Here is a 23802-nt window from a genome sequence, read left to right on the forward strand (position 1 = left end):
TACTTTAAAATGATTCTTTTTTCACTCATTATTTTTTCTTCCCAATAAGTAAAATGACCTGTTATCTTCTTTATAAATAGACCTACAACCTTATTGACAAAATTAATGAGTCTTTGTTACCCTTATACACGTTGTGAAAAATTTAAAAGTGAATGCTAAGGAAAGCAGCCGTTTTGATGAATAATCAATCAAATCAGGTTCTTTCCTTTTTATATTTTTACTAAGGTAGATACTTTGCTAAATAAAGTTTCGCTTTATACACCGTGTCCTCTTTGTCATAGGCGCACTTAGACCGAAAACAGACGGAAAGGAGTATAAAATGTTTACTCAGCTTACAGAAAAAAACCAGAATGCAGAAGAACTAAAAGAAACACTTGATGATTTAGAGTTTCAGCTATTTCGCATGCAGGATAATTTAAAAGAAATTGCTAAAAAGTATGAAGTTATTGGTGTCGATCAGCCTGAAGATAATCAGTTAGTTATTGTATCGGCACAAAATGACGGAAACGCATGTAAAATTATGCTAAATGAATGTACAAAACCCTATAGAGGGGCTTGGGATTTTGCCATCGATGGCGTATATGAAGATAATCACACGATTTTTATTGGTGACATTAAAGGGCCCGCTAATAAGGGATATGGCTCTGTATGTATGAATTATTTAAAAGAAGTAGCGGTTGATCAAAATGTTCATGTCATTAAAGGCGATATCGCTGAGCGCGATTGGGATCATCTCGAAAGATTGATTCATTTTTATGAAAAACATAACTTTGAGGTGAATATTGATTATACGAATAAGTGCGGAGAAATTGAGTGGACTCCAGCTTATCAATAAAAAACGAACAGACGCTGTCTGTTCGTTTTTTATTTGATATATGCTAAGCTTTTTTTAATGCTGCTAAGTGGACTTTCTATACAGTGATCTTGTTCAACGATCCACCATTTTACGCCTGCTTTACGCCTGCTCTATGTCCTTCTTGCATTACAGCCTTTACATCTACTCCTCCGGTACCAAGAGGAGCAAAAAACTGCTCGCCGTCTGTTGTCATATCTTTTAAATGAATAAAAGGCGTACGATTTTGATAATGCTGCATCCACTCCACTGGATCTTCACCTGCTTTAGTCAGCCAATAAATGTCCAGTTCTACGTTTACCTCAGTTTCTTCTAAGATTGTTTGGAGAGCTGACTTTCCAGTTGACAATTTCTTCAGCTCAAAATCATGATGATGATAGCTAAACGACATACCTTCTTTTTTACAATACGTATCAATATCATTTAAAGAATCAATAAGCACGTGATATCCTTTTTCAGTTTGACGTTCAGGCATTAAATAAGGACAAACAATATGTGAATTTCCAACTTGCTGTTCAAAGTGAATCACTTGCTCTAAATTAGATTCTAATTGTTCAAGCGGCACATGACTAGAAGCCGGCTTCAGCTGTAAATCCGTTAACCATGCTTTTACTTCTTTTGCTGTATATCCTTCGTACCCTGCAAATTCTACCCCTTGATATCCTAAAGCAGCTACTTTTTGAAGCGTTCCTTTAAAATCTTTTTTCATTTCTTCACGCAGCGTATAAAGCTGAACTCCTACAGGTATTTCTCCCATCTTCTCTCCCCCTGTTCATTAAGAAAGCTCCTATAATAGGAGCTTCTGCTTTTATTTTACTGCACTTCCAAGCATTCCTGAAATAAAATGACGCTGAAGTGCCAGGAAGAAGACAATGATTGGAATGGTTGCAATTGTTACTCCCATCATTACTTGACCGTAATCAATAATCGATAAGCCAATTAAGCTTGAAAGAGCAACTGGTAATGTAGCCATTTCGTTAGATGTAGTCGCAACTAAAGGCCACATAAAGTTATTCCACTGTGTCATAAATAAGAAAATAGCTGCTGCAGCCATAGCAGGCTTCATAGAAGGAAGCACAATAGTTAAAAAGATTCTCATCTCTCCAGCTCCGTCCAAACGAGCAGCTTCAATAAGTTCCGTTGGAAAAGCTAAAAAGTTCTGACGTAATAAAAAGATAGCAAACGGAAAACACAGCTGCGGAACAATAAGTGCAAAATACGTGTCAAGCAAATTAAAATTCGACATCAGCTGAAAAAGTGGAATGAGCGTTGCTTGATATGGAATCATCATAGACAATAAAAGCGTAGTGAAAATTGCGTTTCGGCCTTTGAATTCAAATTTAGATAGCGCATATGCAGCTGTGGAGCAGACCATTAAAGCTACAATCACATACACGACTGAAACAAATACTGAGTTAAAAAAGACGCGCCCTAAATCAATTGAAGCATTTAAATTTTGTAGATTTGTCATAAATTGATCGCCAGGCTTCAGCGTTGGAGGGTTTGTAAACATTTTTCCTGATTCATTCGTAGCGCCGATAAACATCCAGTAAAAAGGAAAAATTGAGATAATCGTAAACAGCCCAAGCAAGCTGTATAGTCCTATTTTACGCATGATGTGCCTTTTCTTTTTGACCTTAGGAACGGTAACTACTGCGGTTGCTTCTACTCTCTCTAATACACTCATGATTTATCACCCGTAAATTTAAATTGGAAGAACGTTAAAATACCAACTAATAATACAACAACGTACGCAATGGCCGATGCATATCCAAAATCAAAGTATTTAAAGCCATTTTGATAAATATATAAGCCTAGCGTCATAGTAGAATCAGCAGGGCCGCCTTTTGTTAAGTTAAAAGGTTCGTCAAACAATTGAAGCGTGCCAATTGTTGATAAAATAGTAGCAAACAAGATAACGGGTTTTAATTGTGGAACCGTTACGTGGAAAAACTTTTGAATACGATTTGCTCCATCTAAATCAGCTGCTTCGTAAACTTCATGAGATAAACTTTGAAGAGCTGCTAGAAAAATAACCATGTTATAACCTGTCCATCTCCAAGTCATCGCAACGATGATTGAGACTTTAGCCCAAAATGGATCTCCCAGCCACTGAATGGCATCGATACCGAAAAACCCTAAAATAGTATTCATAATTCCTTCATCTTGAAGAATGATTGAAAACAAAATAGAGTAGGCAACTAGTGACGTTACTGCCGGCAAGAAAAATGAAACTCGGAAAAAACCTTTTAGTCTTAAAAGCTGACTGTTTAACGCGTTAGCTAGTACAAGAGCTAATAAAATCATAACGGGTACTTGAACGATTAAAATAATCCCCGTATTCCCAAGCGCTTTCCAGAAAATATCATCTCCGAGCAAACGTGTATAGTTTGATAACCCGGTAAATACATACTTTCCGCCTTCCATACTCTGAAAGCTTAAAACAAACGATGAAAAAATAGGGTAGATGGTAAACAGCGCGAACAGCAAAAGTGCTGGAGCAATAAATAAGTAAGGCAACGATTTATTTGTCTTCATGATGACCTCCTAGTACCGCAAGAAGAAGAGATAGAAGGCAATTTTCCATAAATCACCTTCTATGCTTCTTGATTATTTTTTAATTCGGTTTTCTAAGCGTTTTTGAGCTGCTTCAAGCGAGTCTGTAACACCCTTACCATTTGTTACTTCTGACACAGCTTTGACTGCTTCACTGTTTGCAACTGAGTAATTGCCCGTAAAATTAACCGGTTTAATATCTTTCATTTCATCTGCGAATGTTTTCCAAATCGTCTGATTGTTAAAGTACTCATCTTGTGCAGTGAATAATTTTGAAGAGTATACGGTATTTAATGATGGGAATAATCCGCCCTTCATCGCTTCTTCTTGAACTTTATCCGTTGTTGAGAAATACTCCATAAATTTGTACGCTTCATCTGCTTTTTGACTAGTTGCTGAAATCACATAGTTGCTTCCGCCTAAGTTAGAAGCACGGTTACCTCCTTCTTCAAACGAAGGTAATAAAAACACTCCCCATTTTCCTTTTAAATCCGGAGCCTGCTGTGTAATAGAACCGGATAGCCAAGCACCAGATGGTGAACTTGCTACTTTACCTTCTGCTAAGGCACTGATTGAAGCATCCCAGCCCACTGTATTTTTAACAATGCCTGCTTCTTTTAACTTCTTATTTAACTCCATTGCTTTTTTCGCTTCTTTAGAAGTTAAATTTAGCTTTCCTTTGTTATTAAAGTAGAACGTACCTTGCTGTGTCAGCGTCATTCGGAATAAGCCATCGTCATTATTAAAATCTAAACCTAGTAAATCAACGCCAACTTTTTCTTTAATTTTCTTACCAGCTGCAATATAATCATCCCATGTTTTGATACTGTTTGGATCTACGCCTGCTTTTTCAAAGTAATCTGTGCGATAGAATACGCCTGTTGGACCTGCATCAAACGGGAAGCCGTACATATCTCCATTCTTTGATAAAAGGGCTCTCTTAAACTCAGGAAACTTATCTTCTTGCTTATCAAATCCTTTTTTAGATAGGTTTAAAAATGCTTTTGGAAATGCATCTAAATATCCTTGGAAACGATCGTCTTCTACTAATACAATATCAGGAAGGCCTTTTCCGCCAGCTTGCAATCCTGTTGTTAGTTTTGAATAAACGTCTTCACGTCCCATATCCACTACTTTTAATTTAAAACCTGGATTCTCTTTTTGATATTCTGCTGCTGCTTTCTTTAATACCGGTACGTTAATATTCCAAGCCCATGCAACAACTTCTTTTCCACCGCTACCACTTGTTTCATTAGCGGACTTTCCTCCGCATCCTGCAAGTACTAGGGTTAAAATGAGTGCAAAACTGATTAAACTAAACCAACGTTTCAATGAATACCCCTCCTATAATCTTGTCTCCTAGTGTGGCAAGTTTTTTTGTAAACGCTCATGACTCTTTCTCGAGAGAATTATTGAAAAATAATTCTGTATATTGAAAGCGTATATAATTTACTTAATCTAAATTATATGAATGAATACCCTTTTCCTCAATGGTAAATATAAAAGGCAAAAACCTTACATTTTTGCCTTTTTCTAAATTGATTTTGTTATTATGGTTTCTATTAACTTTTTCGTTCATGAAAAAAAGCGAATGTACTGTCATTGTTGAAACAGAACACAATCGCTTATTTAAAAAAATCCAATGTATACTATTTTTTTGCTACATAAGTAACACTTTCTTGCTTATTTAGGACGTTCTAAGGAAAATAATTGCCCCAATTTACTATAGTTAGAACCCGCAAGTCGGCTGACTGGCTTCACACGTTCTGCAGAAACGCGATCGTTTTCTATCACTTTTTCACTAATATGAAACATCACAACTTCACCGATAAACAAATCTGAGCTGTATGCCTCATCCGTTCCTAATGGCACAATTTGGTGAAGCTTACATTCCATCCGAATGCTGGCTTCTTGAATTCCGGGAACCTGCACTTTTTTGCTCGGTGCTAGCGTTAACCCTGTTTCTTCGACTTCACTGACGGAAGAAGGATAAGAAGATGCCGCTTGATTCACCTGTTCCACTAAGTTTTCGTCTACAAGATGAACTACAAATTCTTTAGATGAACTAATATTTTTGGCCGTATCTTTCGTCATTTGACCTTCACTTCTCGAAACTGAAATGGCAATCAGCGGAGGCTCTGCCGCAACTACATTAAAGAAACTAAACGGTGCGGCATTCACTACACCGTCATCATTTTGACTTGTAACAAACGCAATCGGCCGGGGAATGACGACCCCTGTTAACAAATGATAATTGTCTTTTACACTTTGTACCGCTGGATCGACTATCTTCATTTTACCTACTCCTTTTCTTCCATTTACTTTATTGTATGGTAACGAAAAGAGTATAGATTAGCTAGCAACTTGCTCACTAAATATGCAAAAAAGAGATTGAGACATAACTACATCCATCTAATCCGAAGACGAACAAATGGGAGTAATGAGCTGGTATCGATCACTTGTGACACCGCTGTTGATTTCCATGTAAGGCTTCGCTTTCCGCGGGCGACCGATGAGCCTCCTCATCGATTACGGGCCTGCGGGGTCTCATCACTTCCTCTTTTCCCTCAGGAGTCTTCGCCTTCCTCTCCAATCAACAGCTAGAAGCAACTAACTAGATGAAACCTACGTTCACTACAACAATGAAAAAATCCGAACGATTCATCGTTCGGATTTTCCTGCAACTAAAATATTTTCAGCCTATTTCTTTAATTTAACACCGTAATTTTCACTGTACGACGTCCAAATGCTTTTGCAGCTGACTCGGAAGGTACTAATACGTCAATTCGATATCCTTTAATCGCACCGCCCGTATCACCTGCTGTTGCCACTCCGTATCCTTCTACGTATACTTTTGAACCTAATGGAATAACGGATGGATCTACCGCAATAATTTTATGAGTGCCTGAACTCACATTTTGTCCAGTGGCTGTTACGCCGCTACACCCTGCACAATTAGCTGTATAAGCTGTTGCTTCTACATACATTTCTTTTCCAGAATGCTTTTGGGTGCTTTCTTCTTTTTTCGTTTCTTTTGCTTCTGAAGAAACGGTTGCTTTCTTCTCTGTAGCTGCAGCTGTTTTTACTTCTTGTTTTGGCTCTGTTTTTACTTCTTTTTTAGCTGTTGCCAGTTCAGCTTGACGCTTTGCTTCTGCATCAGCCTCAGCCTTTTCAGCTGCCTGCTGTTTTGCCACTTGCTCAGCTTGCTTTTGAGCTGCTTCTTTTTCTTTTGCAATCTTATCTTGAATGCCTGTTAATTCAGACTGAAGGTTTGCTTTTTCTGAAGAAGCTGCATCAATTTCATTTACGACCGTGCTGTACTTTTCTTGCATAGTTGTTAACGTTGCTGTTTGTTTGGCAACGTTTTTATCTAATTCAGCTTGTTTAACCGCTAAGCTACCTTTTGCTGCTTCTAATACTTTTTCTTGCTTATCAATTTCTTTTTTATCTTTTTCAATTTGATCTAAATCATTTTGATGCTGCTTTAAAATATCATTATCTGCTGACAATAACGTTGTGACAGCACCCATACGTGCAACAAAATCTCCAAAGTTATCAGCATTCATTAATGTATCAATAACAACGCTTGTTTTATCGTCTTGCTGTAAAGCAACTAATCGATTTTCAATAATATCTTTACGACTTAACACTTTTTCCTGAAGCAAAACGATTTCTTTTTTCTTTTTCTCAATCATTTTGTTCGCTTCTGAAATCTGCTTTTCAGTCGATGCTAACTCTTTTTTATTGCTAGAGATTACTGTATGTAATGAATTTAATTGTGATTGAATGTTTTGAACATCTGAATTGATAGACTGTTTCTCTTTCTCTTTTTGCTGAACAGCCTTTTCTGTTTCTTTAATTTTATTTTCAGTACTCTGGAGCGCTTCTTCATTCGATTGGGCGTGAGTCTCTGTGATGCCGGTCATGAAGAAAATTCCTGTGACTGCTGCAAGAGTCATACGCTTAAAAATTTTCATAAAGTAATAGTCCCCTTTCCTCATAGACATAGTTATACCATAAAAAACTATCTGTTTATGTTACAATACAGTTAAAAGTTTCCCATAATCTGTATAACCAAGAATCTCTTTCTGGGAATTCATCACCAAAATCCCTTGATAGAGAGGTTTACTGTTTATTAAAAAAGATATATTTTTGTCATAAACAGGGCAAAATCACTCTTTAAAAATAGAAATAAACGCTTATTATTACAGGTATATTACAAATTTTTCACAGAAAATTATGTGTTTTAGCGTCTTTTTTCGGTGTTTTTTACTTTTTATTACATAAATTCCACCTACATAATTCCTACACTATTTATAAAGTTGTGACTTTTTCACTTCTTTTTTACACTTTATATACATAAAAAGACGCCCATAAATCAAATGAGCGTCTTTTTTCTACACACGTATAAAACCATTATTTGTCAGAGGTTACTAGTTTTAAAGGCACTGGAATTTGCTTATCTACCTTTTTGCCTTGAAGAACATTTTTAGCAGACTTTACGGCAAGTTTACCGATTAAAACAGGCTGCTGGGCTACAGTTGCTCCTAGCTTCCCTTCTTTTACCGCTTTAATTGCATCGTCGTTTCCATCAAACCCTACTACTAGCACATCTTTTCCTGAGCTGTTAATCGCTTGAATAGCTCCTAATGCCATTTCATCATTATGAGCAAATACGGCTTTGATACCAGGATTTCCTTGAAGAACATTCTCCATAACGTTTAAGCCTTTTGTACGGTCAAAATCAGCCGACTGTTTAGCCGTAATATCTAGCTTTTGATCCGCAACGTTGTGGAACCCTTTTCCTCGCTCACGAGTTGCTGAAGCTCCCGGCACGCCTTCAAGTTCTGCTACTTGAGCTTTTTCCCCTATTTTTTTCACAATGTAATCAGCAGCCATTTGACCACCTTTTACATTATCTGAAGCTACTAGGGTTTCTACTTTTCCTTTTTCTGCTGAACGATCTAGTGTAATAACTGGAATACCTACATTATTAGCCGATTGTACAGCTGTTGAAATAGCAGCTGAATCCGTTGGGTTAATAAGTAGAATGTTAACACCTTGCTGCATTAAATCTTCTACATCGTTAATTTGTTTTGCTGAATCATTTTGAGCATCTACTACAACTACTTCCATGCCCAGTTTTTTTGCTTCTTTTTGTACCCCTTCTTTTAGCGAAACAAAGAACGGATTGTTTAATGTAGAAACGGATAAACCAATTTTAATATCTTTTAAATTTTTACTTTCAGATGGTTTCGCCCACTCAGGAGGCTGAAGTGAACAAGCCCCTAACAGTAATAATGAAAATGATAATAGCACGAGCCAAATTTTCTTCATGTTTTTCCCTCCTAAGCTGACTTTTTGCGATCAATTAATACCGCGATTAAAATAACAATTCCTTTTACGACCATTTGGTAAAAGGACGAAACGCCGAGTAAGTTTAAGCCGTTGTTTAACGTTCCGATAATCAGCGCACCAATTAACGTTCCAACAATGCGTCCACGTCCTCCAGAAAGGCTTGTTCCACCCAGTACTACTGCAGCGATAGCATCTAACTCGTAAGACGTACCTGCCGTTGGCTGAGCAGAGTTCAAACGAGAAGTCAAAATCGCTCCTGCTAGCGCTGCCAATAATCCTGCTAGCGAGTAGATCATAACCTTAACTTTTGGTACTTTAATTCCTGAAATAAATGCTGCTTTTTCATTTCCTCCGATTGCATATGTTCTACGGCCAAACGGCGTTTTATGCAAAATCACCCATAGGACAGCAAATGCTAGTACCATCGTAATTGCCGGAACAGGAATACCTAGAAAATAGCCGCGGCCAAATAACTGGAAGTAATAGTTTTCGCCTAACCCCGTAATCGGATTTCCATCTGTATAAACAAGCGTTAACCCTCTAAAAATTGTCATCGTCGCTAGCGTTGCAATAAACGGCGCCATTTTTCCTTTTGTAATAAGCAAGCCGTTAATCATACCCATTACAGCTCCTAACACACATCCTATTAAAATAGCTAAAATAGGATCTACACCTGACACAATCATACCTGCCATTAACGCACTTGATAAAGCAAGTATAGAGCCAACCGATAAATCAATTCCGCCTGTTAAAATGACAAACGTCATACCGAATGCAATTAAGGCATTAATGGCTACTTGACGCAGCAAGTTTAAAATATTTAAAGGTTCTAAAAAGCTTGGATTTAAAATCGATACAATGACAATAAGAATAAATAGACCTAGTAACGGACCTAGCTTTTGCATCACGTTATCAACGCGATTTTCTTTTATCGCTGTGTTTGCTTTCATTTTACTGACCTCCTGTTGCAAATGTCATAATTTTTTCTTGAGTTGCTTCTTCACTTGTCAGTTCACCTGTTATTTTTCCTTCATGTACAACCAAAATGCGATCGCTCATGCCCAGTACCTCTGGAAGCTCTGAAGACACCATGATAATAGCCACGCCTCTGTCTGTCAGTTCATTCATAAGCTGATAAATTTCACGCTTTGCCCCGACGTCAACTCCTCGAGTTGGTTCATCTAAAATCAGCACTTTTGGTCCAATGCCAATCCACTTGGCAATAACTACTTTTTGCTGATTTCCTCCCGATAAGTTACCCGCACTCGTCTCAGACGACTCAGTTTTGATCGTTAAACGTTTAATAAGTAAATCTACAAATTGCTGCTCGCTTTTTTGTTCAATAAAGCCTTTTGGCGAAAAGCTGAATAGACTTGGAAGCGCAATATTTTCTCGAATAGAAAAATCCAGGACGAGCCCTTCTGTTTTACGATCTTCTGTAATGAACCCGAGACCTAATTTAATGGCTTGGTCGGGCTTTGTGATACTGACCCGTTTGCCATTTAATATAATTTCGCCTTTTTCTAACGGATCAAGCCCGAAGATAGCGCGCATAATTTCGGTTCTGCCAGCTCCCATTAGCCCCGCAACACCGACAATTTCTCCTGATCGCACTGAAAAATGAACGTCTTGAAATACACCTTTTCTCTCCAAGCCTTTTGCTTCAAATACAACGTCTCCCTTAGGAGATGTCCTAGCAGGAAATCGATCCGTTAGCTCTCTTCCTACCATTTTGCGAACAACATCATCGAAGCTGGTTTCTGGAATCGGCTTTTTGTCTACTGTCTGTCCGTCACGCATGACCGTAATGGAATCACAAATAGCGAAAATCTCTTCCATACGATGTGAAATATAGACAATCGATACACCTTGTTTTCGCAGCGCATTAATTCCGTCAAATAACTTTTGAATTTCTCTTTCAGTAAGCGCTGCGGTTGGCTCATCCATGATAATGACCTTTGCATTCGTCATCAGCGCTTTGGCTATCTCAATCATTTGCTGCTGTCCGACAGAACAAAGTCCCGCTTCTTGATCAAGAGGAATGGTCACAGCTAATTTTTCAAACTGCTTCTTTGCTAACGCTTTCATTTCTTTTGTTTTTAAAAAACCTAAAGGCGTTTTTAATTCTTTGCCGATAAATAAGTTCTCAAGCACCGTCATTTCAGGCCAAACGTTCAGCTCTTGATGAATAAAGGTAACTCCGTTTTGTTCTGCTTCTTTTGGGTTTTGAAAATACGTCTCTTTGCCATCAATCAGAATCTGCCCTTCATCTTTTTTATGAAGGCCGGTTAAAATATTCATCAGCGTAGATTTCCCCGCTCCATTTTCCCCCATTAGTGCGTGAACTTCACCTTCATGTAATTCAAAATCCACGCCCCTTAGTACACGGTTTGCTCCAAAGGCTTTATGAATCCCTCTCATTGCAATATGCATGCTGTTCACCTCTTTTAAAAAATAACTCCCGCTTGTAAAATGCAGTTTGCATAAGGAGTTGCTTCTCCTGTACGAATCACAACTTTCGCTTTGCTTGTCAGCATTTTTAATTGTTCATGCGATACTTCTTCTACTAAGATGTTTTGCTTCTCCATCAACTCGTAAGCCTTTTGATTTCTTTCTTTCATTTCAGAAGCAATCACTATTTTTTCTGTAGCCATATCTTCTAACACAGCTACTACTACATCTTTAAAGCTAGGCACCCCTAGCTTTAAAGATAAATCAATTTTAGGCACGTCACTCGGAACAGGTAACCCTGCATCTGCAATGACAATAGTGTCTGTATGACCTAGATCTGTTAGTATTTTCGTAATATGACTGTTAATCATTCCGTGACGTTTCATTTACAGACTCTCCTCCACTTCTTTGCGAGTCGGCATACCGCCTTGCGCACCAAATTTAGTGACGGATAGCGAAGCTGCGCGATTAGCAAACTGAATTCCTTTTTCAAAACCCATTCCTTCGGCAAGTGCCACAGCAAGCGCTGCGTTAAATGTATCTCCTGCTCCTGTTGTATCAATCGTTTCTACTTGATAAGAAGGAACCAATACTTCTTTCTTGCCGTTAAAATAGCGCACACCTTGTTTTCCTTCTGTAATAAACAATTTATTTGGATACTGTTTTAATACTTCTTCTTTTTCTTTTCCTTCAAATAAAAGCTCTGCTTCATGTTCATTTGGAGTGATGTAAGAAACTTGTTCAATCACTTCTGCTTTTAATGGTCTTGCAGGCGCCGGATTTAACAAAAGCGGTACTTTAAGTTCCTGACAAAGCTCAGCAACATATTCAACCGTTTCTTCTGGAATCTCTTGCTGAATAAGTACGATATCCGCTTCTTTAATTTTTTCTTTTGCTTTTTCCACGTAGTCTGGAGTAATATAATCATTTGCTCCTTTGACAACTACAATGCTGTTATCTCCTTCAGCGAGTATAATGTGCGCTGTTCCGCTATCTGAACCTGTAACCGGTTTCACATTTTTCACGGATACACCGTTTGATTTGAAATTCTCCAGAATTGCTTTTCCGTAATGATCTTCGCCCACACACCCAATCATACTCACATCAGCTCCAAGACGGGCTGCTGCAACAGCTTGGTTCGCTCCTTTTCCTCCGGGAACAGTTTTGAATGATTCTCCTAACACTGTTTCTCCAGCTCCAGGACGAATATTTGATGTTACTACTAAATCCATTGATGAACTTCCAATCACAGTTACTTTAGCCATGTTCCTCAACCTTTCGTGTCGTATTTCGTTCAATAAACGTAACGGGTAGTTGTACTTGCTTTTGAATTAAAGGTTCTTTCTTAATGCATTTTATTAACAGACCTGCTGCTTGCTTGCCCATTTCATAAGCAGGCTGACGAATTGTAGACAGCGCTGGAAACGAAAAGCGGCTTTGCGGAATATCATCAAAACCAATTACTTGTAGATCATCAGGCACGCTTTTTTCTAATCGAAACGCCTCGTGTAAAACGGCTGTGGCTACAATGTCATTACTTGCAATAATCCCGTCCGTTTCAGGGTACTTTTGAAAGATTTCCTTTGCCCATTTCTGCGCATCGTCAAACGCTAGAGAATTTGTATTTAATACGTAAAAGTCTACATCAGACTGACTCAAAACAGACAGAGAGCCTTGAAAGCGTTCCTGGGCAGGCTTTACATTTACTGGACCTTTGATAAGTGTAATTCTTTTACTTCCTCTTTTGATTATTTCTTCTGCAGCAAGTTTTCCACCCTCAAAACCATCAGCATAAACGGATGGATACTGTTCAGAACTTCTATCTAAAAACACGACGGGAAATGTAAGACCTTCATATAGTTTCTGAGCTAGACTTGTTGTTGCCGTGATCATCCCTACTACATGGTTTTGCGTAAACGTTTGGAGATAGGTTAATTCTTTCTCTAACTGCTCATCACTATTGCCAAGAATTAAACGAAATCCATGGCTATGTACTTCATCTTCTATTCCTCGTGCAAGCTGAGGGAAAAAAGGGTTTGTAATGTCTGGAAGCAAGAGACCAATCAAACGAGATTCACGTGTATAAAGCGAACGGGCTACCTCGTTAGGGCTGTAGTTTAATTTTTGAATTGTATTCATTACTCGCACACGCGTGTCTTCTTTTACATATCCTGTACTGTTTAAAACGCGCGAAACGGTCGCAACGGACACGCCTGCTTCTTTTGCTACATCACGAATTGTTACCACTTTATTTCCCTCCCTTCATATATGTAACCGTTTACACAAATGATAACATGGAAAAGTGAAGTTGACAATCTTTTTATTTAAAAAAATCACTTCATTAAGAAGTGATTTTTCTTTCATTAGATATTAGCGTCTAGTTTCTTAAATAATTTCAAAAATTGCTCTTGATCTTTCGGTTCATAGCAAGAAAAGAAATGAGCAATCATCTTTTGCACAATTTCATTTGCTTCTTCAATCACTTGTTCACCTTTAGCTGTTAACTCAATGTTTACTTTGCGGCGATCCTCTTTAGAGTGATAACGTGAAACTAACTCTAAGTCTATTAAACGATTAATAACAGGAGTAATCGCACTAGGCTTGACGCGCATCTCTTCTGCCAGCTTGGTTACCCCAATGTGACTGCACTTACCGATAATTAATAAGATATGATATTGAAAAGGTGTAATCCCTTGTGAAAGTAACCTTTCTTTTATCTCTGTCATTACCTTTTTGTTAAGGGATATCGAAATTCTCTGGACCTCTTCAATAAATGTGAGCTGTTCCATGTTTTGACGTCCCCTTTCTTATAATCAGGGAGTCGATGTTAACATGTCAGCCCCCTGCTGCACTCCAAGCGAAACCTAGCCTGGGGAGAGCGGCTGGTTTCGCAGAATGCTTATAACCTATTTTCTATCTATTTTATTCCGTACTATTATAATAGAAGAAACTCATTCACTATCGTTTTTCTTAAACGATCTTAAAGCCTTACGAAAAGCGTCATCATTCATAACGTCACGTTCTTCTTTTGTAAAAACCGTGTTGTCTTTTTCGCCTTCTCTAAACTTTTGCAGCACTTGACGATACATATCATCGTTCATGACATCTTTTTCTTTCTTATATCTAGATGTTCTTGTTTCCGTCTTGGCCTGCGGCTCTTTTGGCTCTTCTTTTGGTGCTGCAGGTTTTTTTTCTGCCACTTTTTTCTCTTCTACTTTTGGCTCTTTAGGAGCATTTGAAGCAGCCGCTTCTTTTTTAGGTGGAACTGTACGCTGGCGCTTAGAAGATGATGCTTTAGCATTCATTGTAATAATTAGTACAACCAGAATCACAGCTACAACGATCAGTAAAATACCTAACATACTGTCACCTACTGTCCTTGTGTCATTCGTTTAGTCACTTGAACAACACGTTCTCCTAACGCTTTACCTAGCGCTTGGTCGTTCTCTGTTAATAATTCGTCACCTTCGATTGGACAAGTAATTCCCACACCGTAATAAGTACCGTACAGCGCATTTTCTGGAATGTTACCTGGTAAGCCAGCGATAACCATTCCTTGATGAAGCATAGGTGTAATTAAATTTAAAAGCGTTGCTTCTAAGCCACCGTGCGTTGTAGCTGTTGTACAGAACACCGCACCTACTTTATCAATTAATTTACCTTCTGCCCATAAATAACCTAATTTATCAATCCACGTTTTTAACCCTGAACTGATTGTTCCAAAATGCCCTGGGCAGCCCCAAATAATAGCATCCATTTCAGGCAGTTCACGTACATCTGCTTCTTCTACATGCTTTACATATACAGTTGCTTCTCCAGACAGCTCGGCGCCAGAAGCAATCGCTTTTGCTAATGCCTCTGTATGTCCGCCTTCACTATCATATACGATACAAATTTTCATCCTTTATCCCTCCGTTGCTTATGAGTTCATATCTTTTGGTGCCGGTAACATACGAATATTGTCTGTTGTTTCTTTTTCTGTCTCTTCTACTTCTACTACTGCATCTTTACGAACATCACGTAGGAAGAAACTTAAAATCAATCCAATAATGGCAATAATAACTGTCCAATAAAACGCGTCGTTAATTCCTTGTACAGTTGCTTGCGCTTGAACTTTTCCAGCTAATGTTGTTAAAGCTTGTTTTTGCGCCTCTGTTTGAGAAAGGTGAAGCGTTTGAGCAATCTTTTGCACAAATGCCTGGAAGTTATTCATAAAGAATGGATCGGATGTAGTCATGGAACTGCTCATTTCATTCACATGATATGTTGTGCGATTTGTAAAGATTGTAGTCATTAAACTGATACCGATTGAACCACTCACCTGACGAAGCGTGTTCGCCATTGATGTACCATGGCTGCTTAATTTTGCCGGCAGCTGATTTAAACCAGCCGTCATAATTGGCATCATCAATAATGACATACCGAATGCACGGATCATATAAATAATAACAATATGACTAAACGGTGTTTCAAGCGTTAATTTTGTAAATTCAAATGTTGTCACAACCGTAATCAACATCCCGACAATCCCTAGTGGACGCGGTCCTAATTTATCAAACAGCGTACCAGAAATTGGTGACATAACTAACATAACAAGTGCACCAGGCAAGATTAATAAACCTGAATCAAATGCTGAATAGCCACGAATGTTTTGCAAGTAAATTGGCAATAAGAACATACCAGCATACATGCTAATTGTGATGGCAATACTAATGATATTAGATAATGAGAAAATACTGTATTTAAATACTCTCACATCAAGTAATGGACTCTTAAGTCGAAGCTGCTGCATGACAAAGATGATTAATAAGACAATACCGCCAATCATCGTTGACAATACAACTGAATCCGTCCAGCCATCGTTTCCAGCTTCACTGAAGCCGTATAGAAGTAAAGCCATACCTGCAAGAGATGTAAACACAGAGATTAGATCTACTTTTACATTTTGAGGTGGTTTAATATCTTTTAATTTAAAAGCTGCAATAATAAGTACGAGCGCACCTAGTGGCACCATTCCCGTAAATAAAATGTGCCAGTCATAGTTTTGAATAACCCATCCTGAAAGCGTCGGTCCAATTGCCGGAGCGAACATCATGGCTAAACCAAAGATACCCATTCCTTTTCCGCGCATATGAGGAGGGAAAATAAATACGATAATGGTCATAACTAGAGGTGCTAGCACTCCGCCTCCGACTGCTTGAACCAGACGTCCGATTAGCATAATCGAGAAAGTCGGCGCAATTCCGCAGACAAGTGCCCCTATTGTAAAGCAGGCCATTGCAAATAAGAATAAGCGACGAACTCCAAAACGTTCAATTAAATAGGCTGATAATGGAATAAGTGCACCATTTACAAGCATATATCCTGTAAGCAACCACTGTGCCGTATTAGCCGTAACGCCAAACTCTGTAATCAGATGCGGGATCGCAACATTTAGCAGCGTTTGATTTAAAATTGCTAAGAACAATCCAAGCATAAGTACGACTAGTAGCGGAATATGTTTTTTAACTGAGCTTTCCTCTGGTTGTATCGTGTTTGCTGACATCAGTTCCTTCCTCCTTTCTTCTCTTCTTAATCATGTACGTTCTTAGTTTTTAGAGATTTTAACTTCTGCGTTCATACCTGGTAGTACGTTTTCAGAGTAGTTAGAAATAGAGATTTTAACAGGAACTGTTTGTGATACTTTCGTATAGTTGCCGTCTGAATTAGAACTTGGCATTAATGAGAAAATTGAGTTTGTTGCATAACCGATTTCTTCTACTTTTCCATCGATTGTTGTTTTAGTATCTCCGTCAACTGTTACATCAACGTCATCGCCAGCTTCAATATCTTTTAATTTGTCTTCTTTAATGTTTGCAATGATGAATAAGTTATTCATATCTACTTCGCTAGCAATTTGTTGACCAGCTTGAACCATTTGATTTTCTTTTACCTGTGTTTTGATGATTTTACCGTCTTCTGGTACTGTAACTGTTTTTTCTCCATCTTCTGATTGGATTTTAGCTACCTCATCATCTTTTGAAACATCTTTACCTTCTTCAACGTTCCAGCTTGCTACTTTACCTGCCGCTGGTGCTACTACTGTATAAAGGTCGCCGGACACTTTTGCATTGTCTGTGGATACATAATTAGATTTTTGAATATAATAGTATCCCCCACCAATAATTAAAGCTAATACTACAATAATTCCGATAAAGTTCATTAAAATTAAACGCCCTCTTGACATTTATTTTACCTCCTTAATATTTCATTCAGTTAAGTATTACGCTAGATAACTTTATCACAAAGATATTTAGTTGTAAATAACTTTGATTTTAATTTATTTTTAAAACTAAACATTTATGTTTCATAAAGTTTTCCCGACTGAATACTTTACTACATCTTTAACTGAAATACAACTTAAAAGTTTTGGTTTCTTTACAAGTACTTTACTTTACTTTAAAGTTAGATACATAAGCATAGGGTTATACACAAAAACAGCTTCTTTTTTTGGAACAAACTCCCTATATACATAAACCACAATAGGTAACTAGCAGCAATTGTTTAACACCTATAATGATAAAGAAAAGGTGATTATAATGGATCAGCAGTTAATAGATAAACTAGAAAAACTTGACCAAGTTAAAACCTCATTATTTGAACTCAAGCGAAAGCTCTTGGAAGATAAAATCAGTGAGCAGCCCTATAATTTGACCATTACGAAATTTTTAATTCTAAAATTCATTGGAGTCAGCTCTAAACGTATGGTAGCCGAAATTTCTTCAAATCTAAAGCTAACCTCCGGGGCTACTACCATTTTATTAAATCAATTAGAAGCTGATGCACTCATTAAGCGCGTACGTGACCAAAAAGACCGCCGAATTGTATGGATATCCTTAACAGAGGCTGGCGAAACATTAGTGAACTATGTAATTGAGCAGCGGAATTTATTTTGGCAAGACATGCTTTTTGCTCTAACTCCTGAAGAACAGGATGAGTACCTCCGCATGCTTGAAAAAATGGAAAAACGAATTAGACAAACTGTAGATCGTTAATGCTAAAAAGCGTGTGTTCATTTATTTTATGGACACACGCTTTTTATGACCCGCTACTATTGACGAGTTTAGGAAGCTTTTTGTTTGCTGTCTTTAAAATTCAGGATTATTTTTCAAAAATCCACTCCAAGCCTGTGCTGTAGCTTTCTCAATTTCTTCTTTGGAAGCATGAAGCCTCTTAGCGCTGTCTCCATAGCCAATTTCGATTTTACCTTTTTTCAATTCTTCAAATATCGAATCGGCAAAGTCATCAAGCGGTGCTCCAAATGTATGAAGTCCCGGTCCTCCTAAATCCGTGTTCACGGCTGGAGGAAGAATTTCTATCACTTCGGTATTTGTTTCTTCTAATTGATGTCTTAGACTAATCGTAAACGACCTTAATGCCGCTTTTGTTGCGCTGTAGATTGGCACCCATGCTCCAGGTGTTAAAGACAGCCCGGAAGTAACGTTAATAACCGCAGCACGTTCTTGTTGAACGAAATGAGGAATCAATAACGACGTTAAATGAATAGGAGCACTTACATTACTCATTAGTTCTTTTTCGTAATACTGCCACTCTTTGTGCATGTGTAAAAGATTTACGCGCTGCTGAATGCCTGCATTATTCACAATAACATTTAATTTCGGGAATCTTTCAGTCGCCCATTTTACTAGCTCTACTCTGCTTTCTTCTATTGATACATCGCACACTTTTGTATGTAATGAAGGGAATCTTTCTTTTGCTTCTTGCAGCTTTGACTCCCTTCTTCCACAAATAATAACTTCATTTCCTTCATTTAAAAACCGTTCTGCAAGCGCCAACCCAATTCCTGATGCTCCGCCCGTAATTAAAATAGTATTTTCTGACATCTTCATTACTTTTCCTCCTCGTTCAACCATCGCATTTACTCTTTAATAAACAAAGCGCTACTGCATGAATGACAATAGCGCTTTGTTTATTATTTATCTTACAAGACGTTTTAGTCTTGCTTTAAAATTAAAAGTCAAAGTTATCCGGATCGGGACCTACGCGATGATTTTGATTTAATGCGTTAATTTTTTCAACTTCATCTGCATTTAATTCAAAATCAAATACGTCTGCATTTTGGATAATACGATGTTCTTTTGTTGACTTAGGAATAGTTACTACTTCGTTTTGCAAGTCCCAACGTAAGATAACTTGAGCAGTTGATTTTCCGTGCTTTTCAGCAATCTGAGTTAACACTTCGTTATCAAGTAGCTCACCTTGTGCAAGCGGTGACCATGCTTCCACTTGGATTCCTTGTTTTTTGCAGTATTCACGCACTTCTGTTTGTGTTAAAAGTGGATGAAATTCGATTTGGTTTACCATCGGCTTGACTTCTGCATCTGCAATCAAGTCTTCTAAATGATGTACTTGGAAATTCGATACGCCGATTGCACGAATTTTCCCGTCTTTATAAAGCTTTTCAAGTGCTTTCCACGTATCTTTATACTTACCTTCAACTGGCCAGTGAATTAAGTATAAATCTAAATATTCAAGACCTAGCTTGTTTAAGCTTGTTTCAAACGCTTGAATAGTTGTGTCATATCCTTGATCTGCATTCCACACTTTTGATGTAACAAACAGTTCTTCGCGAGAAACACCTGATTCTTTGATCGCTTGTCCCACGCCTTCTTCATTTTCATAAATTTTAGCCGTATCAATGCTTTTATATCCAGCTTTGATTGCATATTTAACTGAATCTACAACTTCTTGACCATCTTCTACTTTATAAACACCTAAACCTAACCAAGGCATTTTAACGCCGTTTGCTAAGGTCGTCGTTGACTGTAAGTTTTCCATGTTGCTGTTCATCCCCTTTTTTACTATTAAATTATTCGTAAAGAGTAATTGCTTGTGAAATTTGTTCTGCGCACTGTTTAACAAGTGCAGCATGTTCTTCGTCTTTCTCTTGTGAAATACGAAAGGATGGACCTGATAAAGCAATAGCCGCCATTATTTTTCCTTTTCTGAAAATAGGGGCTGCAATACAGCGAACGCCCGGCTCCCGTTCTTCATCGTCGACAGCATATCCTCTTTCCTTACTTAAAGCTAAATCAGCTTCAAGCTTGTCCAGCTCGGTGATCGTTCGATCTGTATAAGCTTCAAGCGAAAGTTCATGAAGAATAGATTTTTGTACGCTGTCCTCTTGATAAGCAAGAATACACTTTCCAATAGCATTTGCATGAAGCGGCTTTTTATTTCCTACTTCAGAATGCGTACGAGTGCTATATTGCCCGTTAACCACCTGAGTTGTAACCATTTGTTTATGATGGAGAATTCCCGCATAAATGGTCTCTTTGGTCTCTTCACTCAGCTTCTGCATAGCAGGAACAGAGAGCCAATTCATTTCATAGTTCGTATGCATCGTATTTTGCACGAGTGCCAGCACCAGTTGCGGTGAAACCGTATAGCGGTTAGACGGGTTTCTTACAATAAATCCGTTTTGCTCAAGCGTGCTCACAAGACGATACATCGTACTCTTATTAAAACCGAGCGCTTCCATCATTTCTGGAATAGTCATATTCGGACGGTTTAAAAGCAAAGAGAAGATATCTAATCCTTTTTTTAAAGTTCCAACCTCGGACATGCCCTTCTTCCTCCTTTTATCCGAACAACAATTTTATTATAAAACAAAGCTCTTTATCGTATCAAATAAGGAAACTACACTAAATTATTTTCCCTATATAAGAGAATACATAACGTAATTGTTCTTCTTAATCTATTCCACTGTTTTTTCTATTTAAACATAAAAAAAGTCTTAACAATAGAATTTTTTTACATTTTTTGAAATTAGTTTTGCTTTTCACTCGTTAACTTCTTCAAATCGCTTCAGCTGCTCCAGCTGATTTTCCTTTTTCATAATTTCTTTCTGACGCTCACCTAGTAAATCGAAATGAGGATAGGCGGATCGATTATCAATATACTTAGGGGGAATACCGTACTTTTTTCCCCACTTAATCAGCTTATTTAAGTCACTGCAACCTACTTTTGTTACGGTAGTTGCATGTGGAAAACGCTCATCAAGCCAATAATGAGTTAAAAACGCGATCTCTCCTCGCTTAACAGCTGCTTTCCATGCGTTTAGTTCCGGGCGTTTAATTCCAAATGCCATTCTTTCACCTTTTCTCTTTTATATAAGTAGTCACATGATTTGTTTACTATAAAGAAAAAATATCATTCATATAGAAATCTTTCATAATATCTTGTCTATTTATAACCATCTCTAAATAATAGCTTATTTTCTCAACCTGTTTCCTCTCTAAGCATTATCGTGTGCTTATGATTCTATCATCATCTTCTCTTATTTTTCAAAAGATCAAACAAACAAATAACGTTTAAATAATAAAGAAAAGCCTTATATATATAAGAAACTAAGGATTAATTTCAACATTTCTTTTGCGAATGATTTTTCCTTTGTATTAAATGTTGTTCTTTTTTTATTATGTCAGTATGCATTTATTACGAACCTTCAGTATATTAAAAAACCTACACAGTTACCATTCTCACAAAAAGACAGAATTTACTTTTTATTCCGAAAATAATATAATTCAAGTGATATGAAGCTTTTCGCTTCATCTATTTATTATCAAAGGGGGAATTCCGCTTGGCGATGAATGAAAATTCTTTAAAGAAGGTAAACAATGCTTCTTCCTCTCCTGATTACACAGAAATTGTACAGTCTGCTTCATTTCAAAAGCTTTTGAAACAAAAACGCAATTTTATTTTACCGCTCTCTCTGTTTTTTCTTGCTTTTTATTTTACCTTGCCTATCTTAACGGCTTACACAACCGTCCTAAACAAACCAGCTTTTGCTTCTATTACCTGGGCGTGGGTATTTGCTTTTTCACAGTTTGTGATGACCTGGACCCTATGCATTCTATACACAAAAAGAGCCTCGAAATTCGATGAACTTGTTGACACGATTAAAAAAGAAGCTGCAAATTAAATAGGGGGTTAAATGAATGAACGTACTAGCTTTTTCACTTTTTTTAGCCATTGTAGGTCTTACGCTAATCATTACGTATGCGGCATCCAAGCGGACAAAAACGACCAGTGACTTTTATACAGCAGATGGAAGTTTAACCGGCTGGCAAAACGGTATGGCAATTGCCGGAGATTATATGTCTGCTGCATCATTTTTAGGCATAGCTGGGATGGTAGCGCTTTCTGGATTTGACGGTTTTTTTTACAGCATCGGCTTTTTAGTTGCCTACCTGGTTGTGTTATACATTGTAGCTGAACCCCTTCGCAACTTAGGAAAGTACACGATGGCAGATATGATAGCAGCTCGTTTTAACGAAAAGAAAGTGCGGGGAGTTGCTGCGTTAAACACGATCACCATTTCCATTTTTTATATGATTGCGCAGCTTGTTGGAGCAGGAGCATTAATTCATTTATTACTTGGTCTAGATTACGTGTACTCTGTCTTGATTGTCGGCGTCTTGATGACGGTTTACGTTGTATTTGGAGGAATGACAGCGACTAGCTGGGTGCAGATTGTCAAAGCCTTGCTTCTGATGATTGGTACGTTCATTATTTCCATTATCGTATTTTCAAAATTTGATTTTAGCTTAGCTAAAATGTTTTCCGAGATGAAAACTGCAACTCCTCTTGGTGACGGCTTTTTAAATCCAGGAAATAAATTCAAAAATCCGCTGGACATGATTTCGTTGAATTTAGCTCTTGTTCTTGGTACAGCAGGCCTGCCTCATATCCTTATTCGTTTCTTCACAGTAAAAGATGCCATCACCGCAAGAAAGTCTGTTATTTATGCAACGTGGATCATTGGCGTTTTTTACATTATGACAATCTTTTTAGGATTCGGTGCTGCTGCTTTTGTAGGATATGATGATATTATCAAAGCAAATGCAGCAGGAAATATGGCGGCTCCTCTGCTCGCTCAAGTTCTTGGCGGAGACTTTCTTTTTGCGTTCGTTTCAGCTGTAGCATTTGCTACAATTTTAGCTGTTGTAGCTGGACTGGTGCTCTCAGCAGCTTCAGCATTCGCGCACGACTTCTATAGTCATATTCTGCGTAAAGGAGCTGCTACTGAAAAAGAACAGGTAGTGGCTGCACGATGGGCTTCTATTGGGGTATCCATTTTATCTATTATTCTTGCATTATTTGCTCAAAACATGAACGTGGCATTTTTAGTGGCACTTGCGTTTGCGGTAGCAGCGAGCGCTAACTTGCCAATTATTCTTCTCACTATTTTTTGGAAACGTTTTAATACAGCAGGAGCAGTCACTGGCATGCTGGTTGGACTGTTCAGCTCCCTGTTTTTAGTTGCCATTAGTCCTAACGTATGGGCACCTGAGCCGGGAGCTGCTATCTTTGTAGGTGAACCGCTCATTACGCTAACAAACCCTGGTATTATCTCTATTCCTCTAGGCTTCTTAGCTGCTTTTATAGGAACACTTCTTTCGTCTAAAAAAGCAGACGAAAAGAAATTTGATGAGATTTTAGTAAAAGCAAATACAGGTATGGGAATCGAAGAGCCCGTCAAGCATTAATGCCAAAAAGCCTTGAAGCAGGTTGCTTCAAGG

24 protein-coding genes and 1 pseudogene are annotated in these 23802 nt (G+C 37.9%); 4 read left to right on the forward strand and 21 right to left on the reverse strand.

Annotated elements, in window-relative coordinates; genetic code table 11:
- Window positions 1–319: 319 nt before the first annotated feature.
- Window positions 320–835, forward strand: a complete 516-nt coding sequence (locus tag AC1DEF_RS18795) for a GNAT family protein (protein WP_097824217.1) — start codon at window positions 320–322, stop codon at window positions 833–835.
- Between the two features lie 29 nt (window positions 836–864).
- Here AC1DEF_RS18795 and AC1DEF_RS18800 read toward each other — a convergent pair.
- The 17 genes and pseudogenes from AC1DEF_RS18800 to AC1DEF_RS18880 all read right to left on the reverse strand — a co-directional run bounded on the left by AC1DEF_RS18800 (window position 865) and on the right by AC1DEF_RS18880 (window position 17444).
- Window positions 865–1610, reverse strand: a pseudogene (locus AC1DEF_RS18800) (sugar phosphate isomerase/epimerase family protein).
- Window positions 1611–1661: 51 nt separating this feature from the next.
- Window positions 1662–2468, reverse strand: a complete 807-nt coding sequence (locus AC1DEF_RS18805) for a carbohydrate ABC transporter permease (RefSeq protein WP_026106517.1) — start codon at window positions 2466–2468, stop codon at window positions 1662–1664.
- A gap of 68 nt (window positions 2469–2536) precedes the next feature.
- On the reverse strand, window positions 2537–3391 hold the full coding sequence (locus tag AC1DEF_RS18810) for a carbohydrate ABC transporter permease (RefSeq protein WP_013055639.1): 855 nt from the start codon (window positions 3389–3391) through the stop codon (window positions 2537–2539).
- A 72-nt stretch (window positions 3392–3463) separates the two neighbouring features.
- Complete coding sequence (locus AC1DEF_RS18815; protein ID WP_097824219.1) at window positions 3464–4741, reverse strand: ABC transporter substrate-binding protein; 1278 nt, start codon at window positions 4739–4741, stop codon at window positions 3464–3466.
- A gap of 351 nt (window positions 4742–5092) precedes the next feature.
- A complete protein-coding gene (locus AC1DEF_RS18820) occupies window positions 5093–5704 on the reverse strand; it encodes a flavin reductase family protein (RefSeq protein ID WP_043980143.1) in 612 nt (203 codons plus the stop codon).
- A 413-nt stretch (window positions 5705–6117) separates the two neighbouring features.
- Window positions 6118–7386 (reverse strand): 3D domain-containing protein, encoded by a 1269-nt coding sequence (locus tag AC1DEF_RS18825; protein ID WP_097824220.1) that lies wholly within the window; start codon window positions 7384–7386, stop codon window positions 6118–6120.
- Between the two features lie 439 nt (window positions 7387–7825).
- A complete protein-coding gene (gene rbsB / locus AC1DEF_RS18830) occupies window positions 7826–8746 on the reverse strand; it encodes a ribose ABC transporter substrate-binding protein RbsB (protein ID WP_097824221.1) in 921 nt (306 codons plus the stop codon).
- A gap of 11 nt (window positions 8747–8757) precedes the next feature.
- Window positions 8758–9717 (reverse strand): ribose ABC transporter permease RbsC, encoded by a 960-nt coding sequence (rbsC, locus tag AC1DEF_RS18835; protein ID WP_097824222.1) that lies wholly within the window; start codon window positions 9715–9717, stop codon window positions 8758–8760.
- Window position 9718: 1 nt separating this feature from the next.
- Complete coding sequence (locus AC1DEF_RS18840) at window positions 9719–11200, reverse strand: sugar ABC transporter ATP-binding protein (protein ID WP_097824223.1); 1482 nt, start codon at window positions 11198–11200, stop codon at window positions 9719–9721.
- A 14-nt stretch (window positions 11201–11214) separates the two neighbouring features.
- Entirely contained in the window at window positions 11215–11604 is a 390-nt protein-coding gene (gene rbsD / locus AC1DEF_RS18845) for a D-ribose pyranase (RefSeq protein ID WP_097824224.1), read from the reverse strand.
- On the reverse strand, window positions 11605–12483 hold the full coding sequence (gene rbsK / locus AC1DEF_RS18850; protein WP_097824225.1) for a ribokinase: 879 nt from the start codon (window positions 12481–12483) through the stop codon (window positions 11605–11607).
- Window positions 12476–13465 (reverse strand): LacI family DNA-binding transcriptional regulator, encoded by a 990-nt coding sequence (locus AC1DEF_RS18855; protein WP_043980156.1) that lies wholly within the window; start codon window positions 13463–13465, stop codon window positions 12476–12478. Before AC1DEF_RS18855 ends, rbsK begins: the two co-directional genes overlap by 8 nt.
- A gap of 116 nt (window positions 13466–13581) precedes the next feature.
- Entirely contained in the window at window positions 13582–14007 is a 426-nt protein-coding gene (locus tag AC1DEF_RS18860; protein ID WP_013055628.1) for a MarR family winged helix-turn-helix transcriptional regulator, read from the reverse strand.
- A 162-nt stretch (window positions 14008–14169) separates the two neighbouring features.
- Complete coding sequence (locus tag AC1DEF_RS18865; protein ID WP_097824226.1) at window positions 14170–14580, reverse strand: hypothetical protein; 411 nt, start codon at window positions 14578–14580, stop codon at window positions 14170–14172.
- Between the two features lie 8 nt (window positions 14581–14588).
- Entirely contained in the window at window positions 14589–15119 is a 531-nt protein-coding gene (locus AC1DEF_RS18870) for an NAD(P)H-dependent oxidoreductase (protein ID WP_014461382.1), read from the reverse strand.
- Window positions 15120–15137: 18 nt separating this feature from the next.
- Window positions 15138–16763, reverse strand: a complete 1626-nt coding sequence (locus tag AC1DEF_RS18875) for a DHA2 family efflux MFS transporter permease subunit (protein ID WP_097824227.1) — start codon at window positions 16761–16763, stop codon at window positions 15138–15140.
- Between the two features lie 42 nt (window positions 16764–16805).
- Window positions 16806–17444 (reverse strand): biotin/lipoyl-containing protein, encoded by a 639-nt coding sequence (locus tag AC1DEF_RS18880; RefSeq protein ID WP_013055624.1) that lies wholly within the window; start codon window positions 17442–17444, stop codon window positions 16806–16808.
- A 352-nt stretch (window positions 17445–17796) separates the two neighbouring features.
- Here AC1DEF_RS18880 and AC1DEF_RS18885 point away from each other — a divergent pair, with 352 nt between their 5' ends.
- Window positions 17797–18252, forward strand: a complete 456-nt coding sequence (locus AC1DEF_RS18885; RefSeq protein ID WP_043980161.1) for a MarR family winged helix-turn-helix transcriptional regulator — start codon at window positions 17797–17799, stop codon at window positions 18250–18252.
- 93 nt (window positions 18253–18345) lie between these two features.
- On the opposite strand, the gene AC1DEF_RS18890 is transcribed toward AC1DEF_RS18885, so the two are convergent.
- From AC1DEF_RS18890 to AC1DEF_RS18905, 4 genes are all read right to left on the reverse strand, one after another.
- Window positions 18346–19107 (reverse strand): SDR family oxidoreductase, encoded by a 762-nt coding sequence (locus tag AC1DEF_RS18890; RefSeq protein ID WP_097824228.1) that lies wholly within the window; start codon window positions 19105–19107, stop codon window positions 18346–18348.
- Window positions 19108–19228: 121 nt separating this feature from the next.
- Complete coding sequence (locus AC1DEF_RS18895) at window positions 19229–20056, reverse strand: aldo/keto reductase (protein ID WP_075421316.1); 828 nt, start codon at window positions 20054–20056, stop codon at window positions 19229–19231.
- A gap of 31 nt (window positions 20057–20087) precedes the next feature.
- Entirely contained in the window at window positions 20088–20843 is a 756-nt protein-coding gene (locus tag AC1DEF_RS18900; protein WP_043980166.1) for an IclR family transcriptional regulator, read from the reverse strand.
- 216 nt (window positions 20844–21059) lie between these two features.
- Window positions 21060–21368 (reverse strand): hypothetical protein, encoded by a 309-nt coding sequence (locus AC1DEF_RS18905; RefSeq protein WP_097824230.1) that lies wholly within the window; start codon window positions 21366–21368, stop codon window positions 21060–21062.
- A 498-nt stretch (window positions 21369–21866) separates the two neighbouring features.
- Between AC1DEF_RS18905 and AC1DEF_RS18910 the strand changes: the two genes are divergently transcribed.
- Both AC1DEF_RS18910 and AC1DEF_RS18915 read left to right on the forward strand, forming a co-directional pair.
- Complete coding sequence (locus AC1DEF_RS18910; RefSeq protein ID WP_477727531.1) at window positions 21867–22202, forward strand: DUF485 domain-containing protein; 336 nt, start codon at window positions 21867–21869, stop codon at window positions 22200–22202.
- Window positions 22203–22218: 16 nt separating this feature from the next.
- Window positions 22219–23769, forward strand: coding sequence for a solute symporter family protein (locus AC1DEF_RS18915; protein WP_013081928.1), 1551 nt, complete (start codon window positions 22219–22221; stop codon window positions 23767–23769).
- Window positions 23770–23802 lie beyond the last annotated feature (33 nt).

Source organism: Priestia sp. 10L35 (assembly GCF_056395685.1).